The sequence below is a fragment of the Streptomyces sp. NPDC047917 genome (genome assembly GCF_043204345.1).
Classification (GTDB): domain Bacteria; phylum Actinomycetota; class Actinomycetes; order Streptomycetales; family Streptomycetaceae; genus Streptomyces; species Streptomyces sanglieri.
In genome coordinates this window covers 426,478-445,602 of the sequence record NZ_JBIDCA010000008.1, presented here as the reverse complement: position 1 = coordinate 445,602, position 19,125 = coordinate 426,478, and the positions used below count along the sequence as shown (strand labels likewise).

9 protein-coding genes are annotated in these 19,125 nt (G+C 72.7%); 4 read left to right on the top strand and 5 right to left on the bottom strand.

From position 1 onward, the window contains the following. The first annotated feature begins 388 nt into the window (after window positions 1–388). Window positions 389–5,377, top strand: a complete 4,989-nt coding sequence (locus ACGF8B_RS21925; protein WP_392740967.1) for an NAD-glutamate dehydrogenase — start codon at window positions 389–391, stop codon at window positions 5,375–5,377. A 210-nt stretch (window positions 5,378–5,587) separates the two neighbouring features. On the opposite strand, the gene ACGF8B_RS21920 is transcribed toward ACGF8B_RS21925, so the two are convergent. The 4 genes from ACGF8B_RS21920 to ACGF8B_RS21905 form a co-directional block, all read right to left on the bottom strand. Then, window positions 5,588–7,477 carry a protein kinase gene (locus ACGF8B_RS21920; RefSeq protein WP_392740964.1) on the bottom strand — a complete coding sequence of 630 codons (1,890 nt, stop codon included), beginning with the start codon at window positions 7,475–7,477 and terminating at the stop codon, window positions 5,588–5,590. Window positions 7,478–7,528: 51 nt separating this feature from the next. After that, window positions 7,529–8,536 (bottom strand): serine/threonine-protein kinase, encoded by a 1,008-nt coding sequence (locus ACGF8B_RS21915; protein WP_392740961.1) that lies wholly within the window; start codon window positions 8,534–8,536, stop codon window positions 7,529–7,531. Window positions 8,537–8,786: 250 nt separating this feature from the next. Continuing rightward, window positions 8,787–9,566 (bottom strand): ABC transporter ATP-binding protein, encoded by a 780-nt coding sequence (locus ACGF8B_RS21910; RefSeq protein WP_392741038.1) that lies wholly within the window; start codon window positions 9,564–9,566, stop codon window positions 8,787–8,789. Window positions 9,567–9,570: 4 nt separating this feature from the next. After that, window positions 9,571–10,512 carry an ABC transporter permease gene (locus ACGF8B_RS21905; protein WP_392740958.1) on the bottom strand — a complete coding sequence of 314 codons (942 nt, stop codon included), beginning with the start codon at window positions 10,510–10,512 and terminating at the stop codon, window positions 9,571–9,573. Window positions 10,513–10,640: 128 nt separating this feature from the next. On the opposite strand from ACGF8B_RS21905, the gene ACGF8B_RS21900 reads away from it, so the two are divergent. Beyond that, a complete protein-coding gene (locus tag ACGF8B_RS21900; RefSeq protein ID WP_392740955.1) occupies window positions 10,641–11,249 on the top strand; it encodes a TetR/AcrR family transcriptional regulator in 609 nt (202 codons plus the stop codon). On the opposite strand, the gene ACGF8B_RS21895 is transcribed toward ACGF8B_RS21900, so the two are convergent. Beyond that, entirely contained in the window at window positions 11,198–14,779 is a 3,582-nt protein-coding gene (locus ACGF8B_RS21895) for a CDP-glycerol glycerophosphotransferase family protein (RefSeq protein WP_392740952.1), read from the bottom strand. The two genes, ACGF8B_RS21900 and ACGF8B_RS21895, sit on opposite strands and share 52 nt — an antisense overlap. Window positions 14,780–15,122: 343 nt before the next feature. Between ACGF8B_RS21895 and ACGF8B_RS21890 the strand changes: the two genes are divergently transcribed. Then, a complete protein-coding gene (locus tag ACGF8B_RS21890; protein ID WP_392740949.1) occupies window positions 15,123–15,416 on the top strand; it encodes a CDP-glycerol glycerophosphotransferase family protein in 294 nt (97 codons plus the stop codon). Between the two features lie 43 nt (window positions 15,417–15,459). Beyond that, entirely contained in the window at window positions 15,460–18,975 is a 3,516-nt protein-coding gene (locus tag ACGF8B_RS21885; RefSeq protein ID WP_392741035.1) for a CDP-glycerol glycerophosphotransferase family protein, read from the top strand. Window positions 18,976–19,125: the final 150 nt, after the last annotated feature.

The following is a 19,125-nucleotide window of genomic DNA, read 5'->3' as shown; positions in this document are numbered from 1 at the left end:
CTCCCACGGTTCGTCGGCCTGTTCCGCCTCCCAGAGTGAGGCAATACGGACTCGCGCGCTGTCCAGAGTGTCAAAGTTCGGGGCCATCTTTTTACACAAACGGCTCGTGACGGTCACGGGGGCGGGCGATATAGCCTGGACCCCGTGATCAGCGCGATAGCCCTCGGGGGCAGCGAAGCCCCCGGCCTGCGCCCGGAGTGCCACAGCACCCGGGCCGTCGCTGATTCCCTCAGCCCGGACCTGGACCGAATGCCAAAAATGGCCAATTCGGCCCCGGGCATCTCTCATAGCGGCATAGCGTCGACTCAGACCGGAAACCCCGTGTCGTGGCGGTACGTCGTCTTTTTCACCTACGTCACGCAACGGCGCGCGACAGGAGCCAGAGGACATGCAGACCAAGCTGGACGAAGCCAAGGCCGAGCTGCTCGCACGGGCGGCGAAGGTAGCTGACAACAGCCCGGGCGGTGGTGTCGGTGGCCCGGGCGGTACCTCCCGGGTGCGTGTTGCGGCCACCGGGGCCGGGCAGGGGCGCCCCGGACAGGACGTGCTCCTTTCCTACCTCCAGCGCTACTACCTGCACACCGCTCCGGAGGACATCGCGGGCCGCGACCCGGTGGACGTCTTCGGTGCCGCCTCCTCGCACTACCGGCTGGCCGAGACGCGTCCGCAGGGCACGGCGAACGTCCGGGTGCACACCCCGACCGTCGAGGAGAACGGCTGGACGTGCAGCCACACGGTCGTCGAGGTCGTCACCGACGACATGCCGTTCCTGGTCGACTCCGTCACCAATGAGCTGTCCCGGCAGGGACGCGGCATCCACGTGGTGATCCACCCGCAGGTCGTCGTACGTCGTGACGTCACCGGCAAGCTCATCGAGGTCCTCGCCGAGGGCAACGGCATCGCCGCGGGCCGCAAGAGCGCCGAGGACAAGAAGGGCGAGCTGCCGCACGACGCGCTCGTCGAGTCCTGGATCCACGTCGAGATCGACCGCGAGACCGACCGCGCCGACCTCCAGCAGATCACCGCCGACCTGCTGCGCGTGCTGTCCGACGTACGGGAGACCGTCGAGGACTGGGACAAGATGCGCGACGCCGCGCTGCGCATCGCCGACGACCTGCCCGGCGAGCCGCTCGACGACCTCGCCGACGAAGAGGTGAACGAGGCCAGGGAGCTGCTGCGCTGGCTCGCCGCCGACCACTTCACCTTCCTCGGCTACCGCGAGTACGAGCTGAAGGACACCGACTCGCTGGCCGCCGTCCCCGGCACCGGCCTCGGCATCCTGCGCTCCGACCCGCACCACAGCGTCGACGAGGCGCACCCCGTCAGCCCGTCCTTCGACCGGCTGCCCGCCGACGCCCGGGCCAAGGCCCGCGAGCGCAAGCTCCTCGTCCTCACCAAGGCCAACAGCCGCTCGACCGTGCACCGGCCCAGCTACCTCGACTACGTCGGCGTGAAGAAGTTCGACGCCGACGGCAACGTCGTCGGTGAGCGCCGCTTCCTCGGTCTGTTCTCCTCCGCCGCCTACACCGAGTCCGTGCGCCGGGTGCCCGTCATCCGCCGCAAGGTCGCCGAGGTGCTGGAGGGCGCGGGCTTCTCGCCCAACAGCCACGACGGCCGCGACCTGCTCCAGATCCTGGAGACGTACCCGCGCGACGAGCTCTTCCAGACGCCCGTCGACCAGCTGCGCTCCGTCGTCACCTCCGTGCTGTACCTCCAGGAGCGCCGCAGGCTGCGGCTCTACCTGCGCCAGGACGAGTACGGGCGCTACTACTCCGCGATCGTCTACCTGCCGCGCGACCGCTACACCACCGGTGTGCGGCTCCGGCTGATCGACATCCTCAAGGAGGAGCTGGGCGGCACCAGCGTCGACTTCACCGCCTGGAACACCGAGTCGATCCTCTCCCGGCTGCACTTCGTCGTCCGCGTCGCACCCGGCACCGAGCTGCCCGACCTCACCGACGCCGAGGCCGACCGCATCGAGGCCCGGCTCGTCGAGGCCGCCCGCTCCTGGGCCGACGGCTTCCAGGAGGCGCTGGGCGCCGAATGCGGCGAGGAGCGCGCCGCCGAGCTGCTGCGCCAGTACGGCCACTCGTTCCCCGAGGGCTACAAGGCCGACCACACGCCGCGCTCCGCCGTGGCCGACCTGGTCCACCTCGAAGCACTCAAGCAGGACGAGAACGACTTCGCCCTCAGCCTGTACGAACCGGTCGGCGCCGCCCCCGGCGAACGCCGCTTCAAGATCTACCGCACCGGCGAGCAGGTCTCCCTCTCCGCCGTGCTCCCGGCCCTCCAGCAGCTCGGTGTCGAGGTCGTCGACGAGCGCCCGTACGAGCTGCGCTGCGCCGACCGTACGCATGCCTGGATCTACGACTTCGGGCTCCGGATGCCGCAGGCCAACGGCAACTACCTCGCCGACGACGCCCGGGACCGCTTCCAGGACGCCTTCGCCGCCGTGTGGACCGGCGAGGCCGAGAACGACGGCTTCAACTCGCTGGTGCTGGGCGCCGGGCTGAACTGGCGCCAGGCGATGGTGCTGCGCGCCTACGCGAAGTACCTGCGCCAGGCCGGGTCGACCTTCAGCCAGGACTACATGGAGAGCACTCTCCGCAACAACGTCCACACCACCCGGCTGCTGGTCTCGCTCTTCGAGGCCCGGATGTCCCCGGAGCGGCAGAGCGCCGGCACCGAGCTCACCGACGGCCTCCTCGAAGAGCTGGACGGGGCCCTGGACCAGGTCGCCTCGCTCGACGAGGACCGGATCCTGCGGTCCTTCCTCACCGTCATCAAGGCCACCCTGCGCACCAACTTCTTCCAGCGCGCGGACAGCGGCAGGCCGCACTCGTACGTCTCGATGAAGTTCGACCCGCAGTCCATCCCGGACCTGCCGGCGCCCCGGCCGGCCTTCGAGATCTGGGTCTACTCGCCGCGCGTCGAGGGTGTGCACCTGCGCTTCGGCAAGGTCGCCCGAGGCGGTCTGCGCTGGTCGGACCGGCGGGAGGACTTCCGTACCGAGATCCTCGGCCTGGTCAAGGCACAGATGGTGAAGAACACCGTCATCGTGCCGGTCGGCGCCAAGGGCGGGTTCGTCGCCAAGCAGCTCCCGGACCCGGCCGTCGACCGCGACGCCTGGATGGCCGAGGGCATCGCCTCGTACCGCACCTTCATCTCGGCGCTGCTCGACATCACCGACAACATGGTGGCCGGCGAGGTCGTGCCGCCCGTCGACGTCGTCCGGCACGACGAGGACGACACCTACCTGGTCGTCGCCGCCGACAAGGGCACCGCGAGCTTCTCCGACATCGCCAACGAGGTCGCCGTCGGGTACGGCTTCTGGCTCGGTGACGCCTTCGCCTCCGGCGGCTCCGCCGGCTACGACCACAAGGGCATGGGCATCACCGCCCGCGGCGCCTGGGAGTCCGTCAAGCGCCACTTCCGCGAGCTGGGCCACGACACCCAGACCGAGGACTTCACCGTCGTCGGCGTCGGTGACATGTCCGGTGACGTCTTCGGCAACGGCATGCTGCTCTCCGAGCACATCCGGCTCGTCGCCGCCTTCGACCACCGGCACATCTTCATCGACCCGAACCCGGACGCCGCCACCTCGTACGCCGAGCGCCGCCGGCTGTTCGAGCTGCCGCGCAGCTCCTGGGCCGACTACAACAAGGACCTGCTCTCCGCGGGCGGTGGCATCCACCCGCGCAGCGCCAAGTCCATCCCGGTCAACGCGCACATCCGCGAGGCGCTCGGTATCGAGCCGGGCATCACCAAGATGACCCCCGCCGAGCTGATGCAGACCATCCTCAAGGCCCCCGTGGACCTGCTGTGGAACGGCGGCATCGGTACGTACATCAAGTCCTCCGCCGAGTCGAACGCGGACGTCGGCGACAAGGCCAACGACGCGATCCGGGTCAACGGCGCGGACCTGCGGGCCAAGGTCGTCGGCGAGGGCGGCAACCTCGGCGCCACCCAGCTCGGCCGCATCGAGTTCGCCCGCGGCGGCGGCCGGATCAACACCGACGCGATCGACAACAGCGCCGGTGTGGACACCTCCGACCACGAGGTGAACATCAAGATCCTGCTCAACGGCCTGGTCCGGGACGGCGACATGACCGTCAAGCAGCGCAACAAGCTGCTCGCCGAGATGACCGACGAGATCGGCCGCCTGGTGCTGCGCAACAACTACGCGCAGAACGTGGCGCTCGCCAACGCCACCTCCCAGTCGCCCTCGCTGCTCCACGCCCACCAGCGCTTCATGCGCCGGCTGGGCCGGGACGGCGACCTCGACCGCGGTCTTGAGTTCCTGCCCGCCGACCGCCAGATCCGTGAGCTGCTGGGCGCCTCCAAGGGGCTCAGCCAGCCCGAGCTGGCCGTGCTCCTCGCGTACACCAAGATCACGGCGGCCCGGGAGCTGATCCGGACCAGCCTGCCGGACGACCCGCACCTGCAGAAGCTGCTGCACGCCTACTTCCCGGAGCAGCTGCGCGAGCAGTTCCCCGAGGCGGTCGACGGGCACGCGCTGCGGCGCGAGATCATCACCACGGTTCTGGTCAACGACACCGTGAACAGCGGTGGTTCGACCTTCCTGCACCGGCTGCGGGAAGAGACCGGCGCGTCGATCGAGGAGATCGTGCGGGCCCAGTTCGCGGCCCGTGAGATCTTCGGACTCGGCCAGGTGTGGGACGCCGTCGAGGCGCTCGACAACAAGGTCGCGGCCGATGTGCAGACCCGGATCCGGCTGCACTCGCGCCGGCTCGTCGAGCGCGGTTCGCGCTGGCTGCTCGGCAACCGGCCGCAGCCGCTGGAGATCGCCGAGACGATCGACTTCTTCAAGGAGGGCGTCGAGCAGGTCTGGGCCGAGCTGCCCAAGATGCTGATGGGCGCCGACCTGGAGTGGTACCAGTCGATCCTGGACGAGCTCACCGAGGCCGGCGTCCCGGGCGAGCTGGCCCAGCGGGTCGCCGGATTCTCCTCCGCCTTCCCGGCGCTGGACATCGTGGCGATCGCGGAGCGCACGGAGAAGGACCCGCTCTCCGTCGCCGAGGTGTACTACGACCTCGCGGACCGGCTGGGCATCACCCAGCTGATGGACCGGATCATCGAGCTGCCGCGGGCCGACCGCTGGCAGTCCATGGCCCGCGCCTCCATCCGCGAGGACCTGTACGCCGCGCACGCCGCGCTCACCGCGGACGTGCTGGCGGTGGGCAACGGGACCTCTACGCCTCAGGAGCGGTTCAAGGCCTGGGAGGAGAAGAACGCGGCGATCCTCACCCGGTCCCGCTCCACGCTCGACGAGATCCAGGGGTCGGACGCGTTCGACCTGGCGAACCTGTCGGTGGCGATGCGGACGATGCGCACACTGCTCCGTACGCACGCGTAGCCGGGTAACCGGGAGGGGAGGCGGCCGCCGGGTGTCCGGTGGTCGCCTCCCCTCTGTTCTGCCCCTGTACACGCTGGGGCTCTGTCCTTGTACGCGCCGGGCGCGGAGCGGTACCCGTGCCCGCCGTCCCTGCTGTCCCCGCCCGGGGCACTGCCGGAGGGCGGGGAGCCGGAGGATCGGGTCGGCTGCCGGGGTGCGGCGGCGGTGCGCCTACTGCTGGTGCCAGAGGGTGAGTTCGGTGAAGTAGTCCGGCAGATCGTTGGTGGCGCGCTTCTCCACCTTGGTGATCTTCAGCATGGCGAGATTGCCGTCGGACGTCACGGTGCACAGCCGGGTGCCCGCCGGGAGGGTCCGGCCGCGCTGGAGTTCCTTCTCCCTGATCTCGGACGGCAGCACGTCGGACTGCGAGCCCTGAAGGCACTGTTCGGGGGTTGCCCCGGTGCTCCTGCCCATCGGCGTACGGAAGGTCCAGCTGCCGCCCGACACCTCGCTCAGCTCCAGCTCGTCGTCGCTGTCGGTGAATTCGCCGGGGCCCGACACCCGCGGCTCGTCGAGATCGACGCCGATGACATTCGGCTCGGCGGGCGCCCGCAGCGCGAAGGGCCGGTCCTTGAAGATCACTTCGTAGCCGCTCCGCCGCGTGGGGCCGGCGGTGTCCGACGGCTGCTGCTTCGGGTCGGGCCGCGAGGACGAGGGCCGGTCGCTGTGCTTGGCGTCGCTGCGCGGGTTGTCGTCCTTGTCGTTGCCGCGGGTGGCGATCACCCACGTTCCCGCGACCAGCAGCAGTGCCACTCCGGCGGCCACCACGACCCGCACCGGCCCGCGGGACTTCGCGGCGGGTGCCACCGTCGGCGCCGGACCGGGCTGCCCCGGCGCGGGAGGGCCGTACGCGGGCGGCTGCCGGGGGACGGCGGGCTCGGTGGCGGCGAACGGCATGCCGGGGGCGCCCGGTTCCTGCTGGGTCGGCGGGTGTCCGGGCCGGCCGCCCGGTTCCTGCTGGGTCGGCGGGTGCCCGTACGGCGCGCCCGCTGCCTGCTGGGTCGTTCCGTGTCCGGACGGGCCGCCCGGCGGTACCGGGGCTCCGGGGGCGGCGGCACCGGTCGGTGACGGGTCCGTGTTCGGCGGGTGCGTGGGGGCCGCCGGGCCGGCCTGCGGCGCGGGCGACCGCGTGGCCTGCTCGCGGCGGGCGATCTCCGCGGCGAGCGGCTCCGGCAGCCAGCCGTCCGCCTCGCTCAGCGGCCGGCCGGCCGCCCGCTCGCACAGGGCCGCGAGTTCGGCGGTGGTGACGCGTGCCTGCGGATCCGCGGCCAGACAGCGTTCCAGCAGCGGGCGCAGCTCCTGCGGATAGCCGTCCAACCGGGGCGGCCGGTGCTCGGTGTTGGCGATCTGGGCGGCGACGGTCAGCGCCCCGCCCGCCCCGTACGGATGACGGCCGGTCGCCGCGAGCGCCGCGATCAGGCCGAGCGAGAAGACATCGGTGGCCGGTCCGACCCGCTCGCCCAGCGCGTGTTCGGGCGACATGAACTGCGGGGTTCCGATGAGCCCGCCGCTGCGGGTGAGCTGGGTGGCGTCCGCGGCGCGGGCGATCCCGAAGTCGATGACGTACGGGCCATCCGCCCCGAGCAGGATGTTGCCGGGCTTCAGATCGCGGTGGACGACCCCCGCCGCGTGGATCGCGGTGAGCGCCCGCGCCGTACAGCCGACCAGGCGGAAGACCGTGGACAGCGGCAGCGGCCCGTGGTCCGCCAGCGCCGAATGGAGCGACATGCCCGGTACGAACGCCGAGGCGAGCCAGGGCTGTTGGCCGGAGGTGTCGTGGTCGACCACCGGCACCAGGTGGTAGCCCTGCACCCGGCGGGCGGCCTGCACCTCCTGCTCGAACCGGCGGCGGAATTCGGGGTCGTCACCGAACTCGCGGCGGATGAGCTTCAGTGCCACCGCCTGGCCGCCGCGGGTGTGCGAGAGGTAGACGGTGCCCATGCCGCCCTCGCCGATGCGGGCGAGCAGCCGGTATCCGGCGGTCTCGCGCGGATCGTCCGGTCCCAGAGGTGTGAGTATGTCGCCCGTGCCGGTACTGATGGGAGCCTCCCCCGCTCGCATGTCCGAAGCTGAACGGATGGAGCCTACGGCAGGTGTCGTTCCGTCAACCCGTCAGTCGGGTGCGGACGTTCGGCGGACCCGGCGATTCCATTCGGCGGCCGCCGGATCGCGCACGGTCGGCACATAGGTGGGGGTGTACGCGGACGGGCGGGGCCGGGTCGCCGCCTCGATCCGGGCCACGGCACAGGCCACCGGGTCCGGCAGCCAGCCGGTGAAGACCCGCAGGCCCCGTTCGCCGTCCGCGCCGAGCGCCCTCCGGCAGAGTTCCGCGACCTCGCGGGCGGCGGGGCGGTCCTCGGGCCGGGCCGCCAGGCAGCGCCGGAGCAGCCCGCGCAGCGGCTCCGGGTGGTGGTCCAACCGTGGGGGTTCGCGGTCGGTGTCCGCGATGCGGGCGGCCACCGCGAGGCCGTGGCCCCGGCCGTACGGGTGTTCCCCGGCGGCGGCCTCGGCGGCCAGCAGCCCGAGCGCGAACACGTCGGACGCGGGTGTCAGCGGCCTGCCCAGCGCGTGTTCGGGCGACATGTGCTTCGGGCTGCCGATCAGCCGCCCCGCCGTGGTGAGGGTCCGGGCGTCCGCCGCCCGCGCGATCCCGAAGTCGAGCAGCCAGGGGCCGCTCGCGGCGAGCAGCAGATTGCCGGGCTTGATGTCCCGGTGGATGACCCCGGCGCCGTGGACCGCGTCCAGCGCACCGGCCAGGCAGCCGGCCAGCCGGAGCACCGCGGCCGTGGGCAGCGGACCATGGGTGGCGACGACGGCGTCCAGCGGCAGGCCGGGAACGTAGTGGGCGGCGAGCCAGGGCTGCGGCCCCTCGGTGTCGTGGTCGACGACGGGCACCAGGTGGTACCCGGAGACCCGGCGGGCGGCGGCCACCTCACGGGCGAACCGCACCCGGAACTCCGCGCTCCGCGCGTACTCCCGGCGGATCACCTTCAGGGCGACGGGCTGGCCGCCCCGGGTGTGCGAGAGGTAGACGGTGCCCATGCCGCCCGCCCCCACCCGGCCCCGCAGCACATAGCCGCCGATCTCGCGCGGGTCGTCCGCCCGCAGTGGTCCCGGCACGCCGTCCTGCATGTGTCCCCCCGAGCCGTTCGAGCCCAACCCCGTTGCGCGGCTGCGGAGTTTATCGCCCTCGCCGCAGTGCCCGGCCCTCGTCTGCCGGTCGCCGACGTCCTCGCCGCAGTGCCCGGCCCTCGTCTGCCGGTCGCCGACGTCCTCGCCGCAGTGCCCGGCCCTCGTCTGCCGGTCGCCGACGTCCTTGCCGCAGTGCCCGGCCCTCGTCTGCCGGTCGCCGACGCCCCCGCCGCCCCGGCTACTTCTTGCCGGAGGTGAACTTCTCGTACGCCGCCACGACCTCGTCCGCCGGGCCGTCCATCCGCAGCGTCCCCGCCTCCAGCCAGATCGCCCGGTCGCAGGTCTCGGTGATCGACCTGTTGCTGTGGCTGACCAGGAAGACCGTGCCGGCCTCCTTGCGCAGCTCGATGATCCGTTCCTTGCTGCGCCGCTGGAACCTGGCGTCGCCGGTGGACAGCGCCTCGTCGATCAGGAGGACGTCATGGCTCTTGGCCGCCGCGATGGAGAAGCGCAGCCGGGCGCCCATGCCGGAGGAGTACGTGCGCATCGGCAGGGTGATGAAGTCGCCCTTCTCGTTGATGCCGGAGAAGTCGACGATGCTCGGGTAGCGCTCGCGGATCTGGGCACGGGTCATGCCCATCGCCAGGCCGCCGAGCACCACGTTGCGCTCACCGGTCAGATCGCTCATCAGCGCGGCGTTCACCCCGAGCAGCGAGGGCTGGCCCTGGGTGTGCACCCGGCCCTTCGTCGCGGGCAGCAGACCGGCGATGGCCTTGAGCAGGGTCGACTTCCCCGAGCCGTTGGAGCCGATCAGACCGATGGCCTCGCCCTTGTACGCGGCGAAGCTCACCCCCTTCACGGCGTGCACCTCGCGCACCCCGGGGGCCTGTCGGCGCGAGACGATCCGGCTGAGCGCCGAGGTGGCGCTGCCCTTTCCGGTGCGGGCGCCGTTGACCTTGTACGTGATGTGGACGTCGTCCACGACGACGGTCGGCACCGGTTCGCTGTTGTGAGCCATGTCGTCAGCCACGTCCGTACCGCTCCTCCGCCTGCCAGAAGTACACGAATCCGCCCACGCCGCACACGAGCGCCCAGCCCGCCGCGATCGCCCAGACATGCGGCGGGAGATGGGACGCGCCGAAGCTGTCGATGAGTGCGAACCGCATCAGGTCGATGAAGACGGCGGCCGGATTGCACTCCAGCATCACCATCACGAAGTGCGGGACACGGTCGCCCTTGAGCATCGTGTCCACGCTCCACATGACCCCCGACGCGTACATCCAGGTCCGCAGGACGAACGGCATCAGCTGGGCGATGTCCGGCGTCCGGGCGGCCAGCCGCGCGACCACCATGGAGACGCCGGTGTTGAACACGGCCTGGAGGAGCAGCGCCGGAACGGCGAGCAGCCAGGACGGCTTCGGGAACTGCCCGAACCCCACGAGGATGAGCACCAGCGCGCCCAGCGAGAACAGCAGCTGCTGGAGCTGTTGCAGGGCCAGGGCGATCGGCAGCGAGGCGCGCGGGAAGTGCAGCGCCCGCACCAGTCCCAGATTGCCGCTGATCGCCCGGGTGCCCGCGGTGATCGAGCTGCTGGTGAAGGTCCAGATGAAGACGCCGGTGACGAGGAAGGGCACGAAGTCCTCGACGTTGCGCTTGGTGTTCATCAGGACGCCGAAGATGAAGTAGTAGACCGTCGCGTTCAGCAGCGGCGTCATGATCTGCCAGATCTGACCGAGCTTCGCCTGGCTGTACTGGGCGGTCAGCTTGGCGGTGGCGAACGCCGTGATGAAGTGCCGCCGTCCCCACAGCTGCCGGACGTACGCCGCCAGCGAGGGCCGGGCGCCGCTCATCGTGAGTCCGTGCCGGGCGGCGAGCGCGGCGAGCTCGCCCGGCGCGTACACCGGGAGGGGCGCCGCGTCGGGGGTGTCGGCCGGGGCCGGTGGGGTTGCTGTCTGGCTCACCACGATCGCTTTCGACGGGAGGCGGGGGGAGCGACGTCCGACGGAACGGGACCGTATCGTCGCAACGCCGAGGGTAGGACGCATCCACGTCGCAACGCAACCGTTCCGTCCTTACGGACTATGATTCGGCCATGACCACCGACCCGGGAACCCGCCGCCGTGTCCCCGCCGGAGCCGCCGTGCTGCGCGAGGACGTCACCGACGCGATTCGCGGTGCCGTCTTCGAGGAGCTGGCCGCGGTGGGCTTCGCCCGGATGTCGATGGAGGGGATCGCGCGGCGCGCGGGCGTCGGCAAGACCGCCGTCTACCGCCGCTGGAAGTCCAAGCTGGCCCTGGTCCTCGATCTCGTCTCGGCCGTCGCGGCCCAGGGCATGCCGGCACCGGCCACCGGTTCGCTGTACGGGGACGTCCGGGCGGTGCTCGAACTCGCCTCGTACGCCCTGCGCCACCCTGTCGCCTCGCAGGTCATCCCGGACCTGCTGGTCGAGGCGGCCCGCAATCCGGAGATCTCCGACACGATCAAGGCCGCCCTGCTGGACCCGCAGCAGGGCATCGCCGCCGTGGTCGTACGGGATGCCGTGGCCCGTGGCGAACTGCCCGGGGACAGCGACCCGGACCGGGCGCTGGACCTGATCGTCGGCCCGCTCTACTGGCGGCTGGCCGTCGTGCGCGGCCCGCTGCCCAAGGGCTACCTCGACGACCTGGCGGCCTCCGCGGTCGCCGCCCTCAAGGCGGGCTGACCCTCGGCCAGCAGCCGGTCCGCGACCCTGGCCGCCGCCCCGCCGTCGTCCAGGTCGCAGAAGTCGCGGCGGAAACTCCCGTACGCGTCCGCGTGCCGGGCCGCCGACTCGGCCAGCGAACCGGCGTCGCGAAGGAGCGCGGCGATCCAGTCCGCCCGGGCGAGCAGCGGGCCCGGCGCCCGGTCCTCGAAGTCCAGGCAGAAACCGCGCACCGTGTCCCGGTAGTGCGCCAGGTCATAGGTGTGGAACAGCATCGGGCGGCCGGTGTGCGCGAAGTCGAACATCAGGCCCGCGTAGTCCGTGACCAGCACATCGGCGATCAGCAGCAGCTCCGCGGTGTCCGGGTGCGCCGACACGTCACGCACACCGGCCCGCTCGGGCACGCTCCCGGTCACCCTCGGATGGCGGCGCACCAGCACCGTGTGGGCCGAACCGATGGACCGGGCCAGCGCCGCCGGGTCGAGCGCCGCGTCCCAGCGGTAGCGCGGCCGCTCGTCGTCGGTGCCGGGGTGGGCCAGCTGATCGCGGTAGGTCGGCGCGTACAGCACGACCCGGCGGCCGTCCGGGATACCGAGCCTGCGGCGTACCCGCTCCGCGGTCCTGGCGCGGTCGGGCGAGAAGAGCAGATCGTTGGCGGGGGAGCCGGCCTCCAGGATCTCGCCCCGGTAGTCCAGCGCGCGGCGCAGCAGCGGGGTGGCGTGGCGGCTCGGGGAGACCAGGACGGACCACTGGGCCGACCGGTGCGGCAGCGTGGCGAGCTCCTGGTGGTCGGCGTACGGGGTGCCGGCCAGATCCGCGCCGAAACGGCCGAGCGGGGCGCCGTGCCAGGTCTGCACGACGGTCTGGTCGGGCCGCCGCTCGAACCACTCGGGCAACTGGTCGGCAGTGACGATACGGCGGGACCGCGCCAGCGCCTCGTACCAGGCGGCACTGTGCTCGATCACCGGGACGGCGGTGGGCGGTACGCCGCCGTGGACCCCGTCGGTGACCCAGAGGTGCTCCGACTCCACGCCCCGGCGCACGAGCTCGGTGTGCACGGCGCGCGGTGAATCGCCGCCGGTGTAGAGCACCGCGTCCCGCAGCGGCATCGCCCGCCGGGACGGATAGTGCCTGCCCCGCAGCTCCGCCCGGCGGAACGCGCCGCGCTCGGACGGCACCGCCACCGGCCCGGCCCACAGGGTCAGCCGGTCGCCGGATCTGCGGTCCAGGGCGAACTCCCGGCCCGGCACGGGGGCCGTGGCGACCGGGCCGCCGCGGCGCAGCGGCAGCCGGGCGGCGAGCCCGGCCGGCACCCGGACCGGCCGGCCGCCCAGATACGCCTCCCAGCGTCCTTCGGACAGCCCGGCGGCCACCGAGGGCGCGAGGAACGCGGTGAACCGGCGCCCCCCGTACGCCCCTTCACGCACCTTCCCGCCCACCCCCTCCGGCACTCCTGCGCCCCGCTCGTCATGGGTGACGGGCGCCGACACCGTCTCGCGCAGCGTCTCGTGCCGCAGTACGAGGCGGTCCGGGCCCTCGTCCTGCCGTACGCCCGTACCGGCCCCGGTCACCCCCTCCACCCGCAGCGCCCCGTCCGGCGTCCACACCGCCCACTCCACGAACGGCTGCCCGCTCAGGTCCAGCACCAGCTCGCCCGCCGCGTCGGCCACGACCGGCGGCGCCGACTCCGGGGCCACCGCGAGCGGCACCCGCGTCCCGTCGGCCAGCACCAGCCGCGCCCGCCACCGGCCGCCGGGCTCCGGCTCGACCTCGCGCGGCGCCCGGTGCGGCGCCGGTGCCGCACCCGCCATCCCGGCGAGGTCGGCGAGCGGGATCCGTACCGTGAAGCGGCCGTCCGGCCGGCATTCGACGGGGTGGCCGAACTCCTGGTCCGCCACCCCCTCGCAGGTCAGCACCAGGGCCTTCGGCCGGACGCCCTCGTACAGCCGGCCGGTCAGCTCCAGGTCCGTGCCGAAGCGGTGGCTCTCGCAACGGGCGGGCAGCTGTGCCACGGTCAGCCGGAGCCGCCCGCCCCGGTAGTCGAGCACCGCCCGCCGTCCGTCGCCCAGATCATGGACGAGCGGCTGGGCGGCCCCCGTGTCCACGGCGCGCACCGCCACCCGGCGGACCGCGCCCTGGGCGGCCACCATCATCCCCACCATCCAGCCGCCGGGCCGCAGCCGGCGCGGGTCGAGGGTCATCTCGAAGCCGGAGTGGTCGTAACGGTGCAGCCGCTGGCCGGATTCGACGGTCGCCTCGGGCGAGAGCACACCGCGCAACGGCACCGTCCGCAACACCTGTCCCTGGGTCGACCGCACCAGGCCCATCTTCAGCGAGTGGCGGGGCGTCGTGGCCGGCAGATTGCGGATGTACGCGTAACCGCGCAGCCGCAGCTTCCCGTCGTCGCCCCAGCGCGCGTCCAGCAGCCGGGCCACGGCCGGCAGATCGGTCCGGGCGAGGCGGACGGTGTCCGGGATGCCGGGGAAGCCGGCCTGCCGCCGCCCCGGCACCCCGCCGACCGTGAACGTACCGGCGCCGTTGGCCCGTTCGAAGGCCAGCACCTCCAGCAGCTCCGGGAGCCGGCGCTCCTTCACCAGCTGCCACTTGATCCGCAGCGACACCGGGAACTCATGGGCCACGGCCCGGTCCGCCCGGCCCGCCCCGTCCATCCGCTCCATCCGGTCCAGGAACGCCCCGGCGCCCGCCATGAACGCCTCCCGGTACTCGGGTCCGCCCAGGGGGAGCCCGTCCAGGAAGTACACGAAGTCGTCACGCAGGCACGACAGGTCGTAGCGGCGCCGCGCACCGCCGTTCGCCACCCCGCCCCGGCCCGCCAGGAACGCGCTGACCTGCTCGCACGCCGAGATCCGGTCCCGTACGCCCTGGACGTCCGTACGCCGCCGGGTGATCGAACCCTCCCGGACCCGCCAGTAGTGGACGTGCTCGTGCAGCACGTCCACCGAGCCGGCCAGGTAGTGCGCCGGGATCACCACCGGGGTGTCCTCGTACAGCGAGCCCTCCGGGAACGCGAAGGCGTGCCGGTCCCAGAAGGATCGGCGGAACACCTTGTTCCAGGCGACCCGGTCGGCGAGCAGCCGGGGATCGCGGCCGATGTGGGTGCGGGCCCGGCTGCCGGTCAGCCAGCGGTACTCCCGGGCCTGCTGCCGCCCCTGCTCGGTCAGCTGCCACACATTGCCGGTCGCGAGGTCGGAGCCGGTCGACTCCAGGGAGGCCAGCATCCGCGCGTAGCCGTCGTGGACGACGACGTCGTCGCTGTCGACGAACGCCAGGTACGGCACGTCCGGGCTGGTGTGCCGCACGCCCGTGTTGCGGGCCGCGCCCGGCCCGCCGTTGGGTCGGCGGAGATAGCGGAAGCGGCGGTCGTGGGCGGCGAAGGACTCGGCGATGGCCGTACTTCCGTCCGTCGAACCGTCGTCCACGAGGACCACTTCGATGTCGCCGACGGACTGTCCGGCCACCGAGCGCAGGCAGTCCTCCAGGTGGTCCTCGACGTTGTGGACCGGGACGACGACACTGAGGCGCGGCTTCATGCCCGCTCAACCGGGGCGGGCGCCCCGGGTCACCGACACTGCCCCGAACGGGTGAACGCGGGATTCGGCGCGGGGTGACGGCGCGACCGCGCTCGGCCGCCGGGCTGCTTGGTGTGGTCGTGCCACCCACCGAGATCAGGGACATCCCCGGGCCGCCATCGAGTCCGTGCCCGACCGGATTCCCGGCGAGCCGGAACTCCTCGTCGTGGACGACGGATCCCGGGGGCAGCGCGGCGATCGCCGCGCGCGGACGCTGCCCGCTCGTCCCCGCAGTACGCCGCCCTGGTCCGCGCGCACCACTTCTACGGCCGCTCTCCCGCGGGGCGGGGCCGGGGCGGTGGACGTGACGGGGCAACCGTCCGCCGAGGAACTTGGCCCGGTCTCCGACGCGTTGATCACCGACTGCTCGTCCCTGACGTACGACTACGTCTGCCCGGACCGTCCGATCACCGGCCAGGTCCCGGACCGGGAGGCCTGCCGGGCCTCGCGCGGCACCCGCCTCGACCTGCTGCCGGGCCACTCCGGTGACACCCCGGGGCGGGACCTGGCCGGTGATCGGACGGCAACCGGGGAGCGGTCGATCTCACCCGTTCGGGAGAGACCGCGACCGGTGACCCCCGGACCGTCACGGGGTTGAGCCGTACGGACAGTCAGGCCCCCGATGAACGGACGTGCCCAACATGCCGCCACGGCTCAGTGTCGTCGTACCCGTCCACAACGTGGAGCTCTATCTGACGGACTGCCTGAAGTCCCTCGCGGAGCAGACCATGGCCGACCTGGAAGTGGTGATGGTCGACGACGGCTCCACCGACGACAGCGCGGCCCTGGCCGCCGCGTTCGCCGCACAGGACGGCAGGTTCCGGCTGGTGAGCCAGGACAACGGCGGGCTCGGGCACGCCCGCAACACCGGGGTACGCAGCTGCGATCCGGGCGCCCGCCACCTCGCCTTCGCCGACAGCGACGACGTGCTCCCGCCCCGCGCGTACGAACTCCTCGCAGGCGCCCTGGACGAGACCGGCTCGGACATCGCCTCCGGCAACGTGCTGCGGCTGCGGACCGGCGGCCGGCTCCAGCAGTCGCCCGAATTCCGCAGGCCCATGGCGACCACCCGGCTGCGCACCCACATCTCGCGGGACTGGGACCTGGCCGCCGACCGGATCGCCTGCAACAAGGTCTTCCGCCGGTCCTTCTGGGACGAGCACGCCTTCGCCTTCCCGGTCGGCGCCCTCCACGAGGACATCCCCGTCGTGCTGCCCGCCCACTTCCTGGCCCGCTCCGTCGACGTGCTGAAGGACCCCGTCTACCACTGGCGTGTCCGGCCGGGTTCCCCCACCACCCGCCGCGCCGTCGTCCGCGGCGTCCAGGACCGGGTCTCGCACGTGCTCGGCGTCTGTGCCTTCCTCGACGAGCACCGCGACGCCGCCGACAAACGGCGCTACGAGGCCCATGTGCTCGCCAACGACCTCCGGTACTTCATGGAGGCGCTGCCCGACGGCGACGAGGAGTACCGGCGCGCCTTCGTCACGTACGCCAACGAGTTCACCGACCAGGTCGACCCGGCCGTGCTCGACGCGCTGCCGCTGCGGCTGCGCCTGATGTGGCACCTCGTACGCGAACGCCGGACCGGCGAACTGCTGGACCTGCTCGCCCTCGACACGTCCGAGCCGGGCGCCTTCACGGTACGGGGGGTACGCCGCCGCAGCGCCTCCTACCCGGTCCTCACCCGGCCGGTGCCACGCCCGGTGCTGCGCGTGGGCGAGCGGGACCTGCCGCTCACCGCCCGGCTGCGGGACGCCCACTGGCAGGACGGCAGACTGCACCTCAAGGGGTACGCGTACATCCGCAACCTGCCCGCCGGATCGCGCGCCGCCGAGTTCCGGGCCGGCTGGCTGCGGGCCGGACGCCGGCACGTGGTGCCGCTGCGGCTGCGCACCACCGTCGAACCCGAGGCCACCGCCCGGTCCCGGCAGAGCCTGCACGACTACGACAGATCCGGCTTCGAGACCGTCGTCGACCCGGCCAGGCTCCGCATCGACCCGGCCGGCGGCCCCGAACGCCGCACCTGGCGGCTGGAGATCGGCATCGCCGGACACGGCATGCTGCGCCGCTCCGGACTCTCCACCGACGAGGTGTCCGCCCCGCCGCCCGTGCACCGCCCCGACGGCGACCACCGGATCGTGCCCGCCTTCGAGGGCGGCAGGCTGGTGCTGCACGCCGAACGGATCGACGCCCGCTTCGAGACGCACCGCGCGGGCGACACCGGCGACGGAACCCCCACCGTGGTCATCGACGGAATGATCCGCGACCGGCTCGGCAACGGGCCGCTGCGCCTCGCGCTCACCCACCGCCCCTCCGGTACCGCCTTCGACCGTCCGGTGACGGTCCACGAAGGGGCCGTGCCCTCGGCGGCGGGCTGGCGGCGGTTCACCGCGGACGTCCCGCTCGACGCCTTCACCGACGCCCGGCCGGACGCCACCGAGGGAGCGGAGCTCGCCCAGGTCCCGTACGGCCTGCACCTCGTCGGACCGGACGGCCGCCGCACACCGGTCGACGTGCCGGGGCCGGTACTGCCCGGCCGGTACCCGCTGGCCGGGACCGGCGAGGAGCGGCGCGAACTCGGCCTCACCACCTGCTCCCGCGGCAATCTGCTGATCAGCGACCGTACCGTGCAGCCCGCCGTCGACCTGGCGACCTGGACCGGGGACGGGCAGCTCCTCCTGGAGGGCACCTTCCCCGGACTTCCGGGAACGCCCCTCGACCTGGTGGCCAGACACGGCGGGCACGGCGAGGAGGCCGTGCTGCCGCTCACCCTCTCCGGGGCCGCGGGCGCCCGGCGGTTCCGGGCCGCGCTCCGGCCGGACGCCGTCGAGATCCCCGGCGGGAACCTGCCGCTGGGCCAGGGGGACTGGTACCTCTTCCTCCGCGAGCGGGGCGCCCGGGACGAGGCGTACGACGCCGCGCTGCGCATCCCGGCCGCCGCGCACCGCACCCTGCCCACCGCCCGCACCCTCGGCGGCCGGACGTACACCGTCGAACGGCGCCTCCACGACCAGCTTCTGATCAACAGCGCCCCGGTGCTTCCCGCGGCGGAACGCGGCCCGCGCGGCAGGCGGCTGCTGTGCGAGCGCTACCGGGCCCGGCGCACCGCGCCACTGCGCGACACCGTGCTGTACAGCAGCTTCGACGGCCGGCAGTACTCCGACTCGCCGCGCGCCGTCCACGAGGAGATCGCCCGGCGCGGCGCCGAACTGGAACACCTGTGGGTGGTGAGCGACCAGCAGGCCCGCGTCCCGGCCGGTGCCACGGCCGTCGAGCACGGCTCCGCCGCCTGGCACGAGGCGCTGGCCCGCAGCCGCTACGTCGTCACCAACACCCAGCTGCCCCAGTGGTTCGAGCGGCGCGAGGGCCAGTGCGTCGTCCAGACCTGGCACGGCACCCCCCTCAAACGGACCGGCCTCGACCCGGCGGGCACCGCCCACCTCGCCACCCAGTGGAGCTTCCTGGTCTCGCCGAACAGCTTCGCCACCCCCGTCCTGAGACGCTCCTTCGGTTATCCGGGCGAGATCCTGGAGTGCGGCTCCCCCCGCAACGACCTGTTCCACGCCCCGGACCGGGCCAAGGTCGCCGCCGCGGTACGCGAACGGCTCGCCGTCCCCGAGGGCAGGCGGGTCGTGCTGTACGCGCCGGCCCTGCGGGAGGACCAGCCGCGCGGCGACGGCCGGTACGCCCTCGGCCTCCGGCTCGACCTGGCCGCCGCCGAACGCGAACTCGGCGGCGACACCGTGCTGCTGGTGCGACGCCACCATCTGGTGACCGGCCGCGTCCCGGACAGCGGCAGCGGCTTCGTCCGGGACGTCTCGCGTTACGGCGACGCCGGCGAGCTGATGCTGATCAGCGACGTCCTGGTCACCGACTACTCCTCGCTGATGTTCGACTTCGCCCGGACCGGCCGCCCGATGCTCTTCCACACCTACGACCCGGCGCGCCACCGCGACACCCTGCGCGGCCTCTGCTTCGACTTCGAGGCCCGTGCCCCCGGCCCGCTGATCCCCGGTTCCGCCGCTCTCGTGGAGGCGCTGCGCGATCCGGAGCGGGCCACCGCGGGACACGCGCAGGCGTACGAGGCGTTCCGCCGGGACTTCTGCGACCTGGACGACGGGCACGCGGCGGCCGGAGTGGTCGACCGAATGCTGTAATCCGCGCCGCCCGGCCGTGCCGCTTCCGGCCGGGCAATTCCCTTCCGCCGCCGCGCACCCCCTGAACCGTTCGAGTGATTAAGGGATGCGAATGTTTGCGCGGATGTGCGAAATATTCGAGTAATGGTCCATCTAAGTGTGGCCATCGGT

What these genes read in the sequence shown, in the direction of transcription:
- ACGF8B_RS21925 (WP_392740967.1), top strand. Translation starts at nt 389, where the DNA reads ATGCAGACCAAGCTGGACGAAGCCAAGGCCGAGCTGCTCGCACGGGCG.
- ACGF8B_RS21920 (WP_392740964.1), bottom strand. Translation starts at nt 7,477, where the DNA reads ATGCGAGCGGGGGAGGCTCCCATCAGTACCGGCACGGGCGACATACTC.
- ACGF8B_RS21910 (WP_392741038.1), bottom strand. Translation starts at nt 9,566, where the DNA reads ATGGCTCACAACAGCGAACCGGTGCCGACCGTCGTCGTGGACGACGTC.
- ACGF8B_RS21900 (WP_392740955.1), top strand. Translation starts at nt 10,641, where the DNA reads ATGACCACCGACCCGGGAACCCGCCGCCGTGTCCCCGCCGGAGCCGCC.
- ACGF8B_RS21895 (WP_392740952.1), bottom strand. Translation starts at nt 14,779, where the DNA reads ATGAAGCCGCGCCTCAGTGTCGTCGTCCCGGTCCACAACGTCGAGGAC.
- ACGF8B_RS21885 (WP_392741035.1), top strand. Translation starts at nt 15,460, where the DNA reads ATGCCGCCACGGCTCAGTGTCGTCGTACCCGTCCACAACGTGGAGCTC.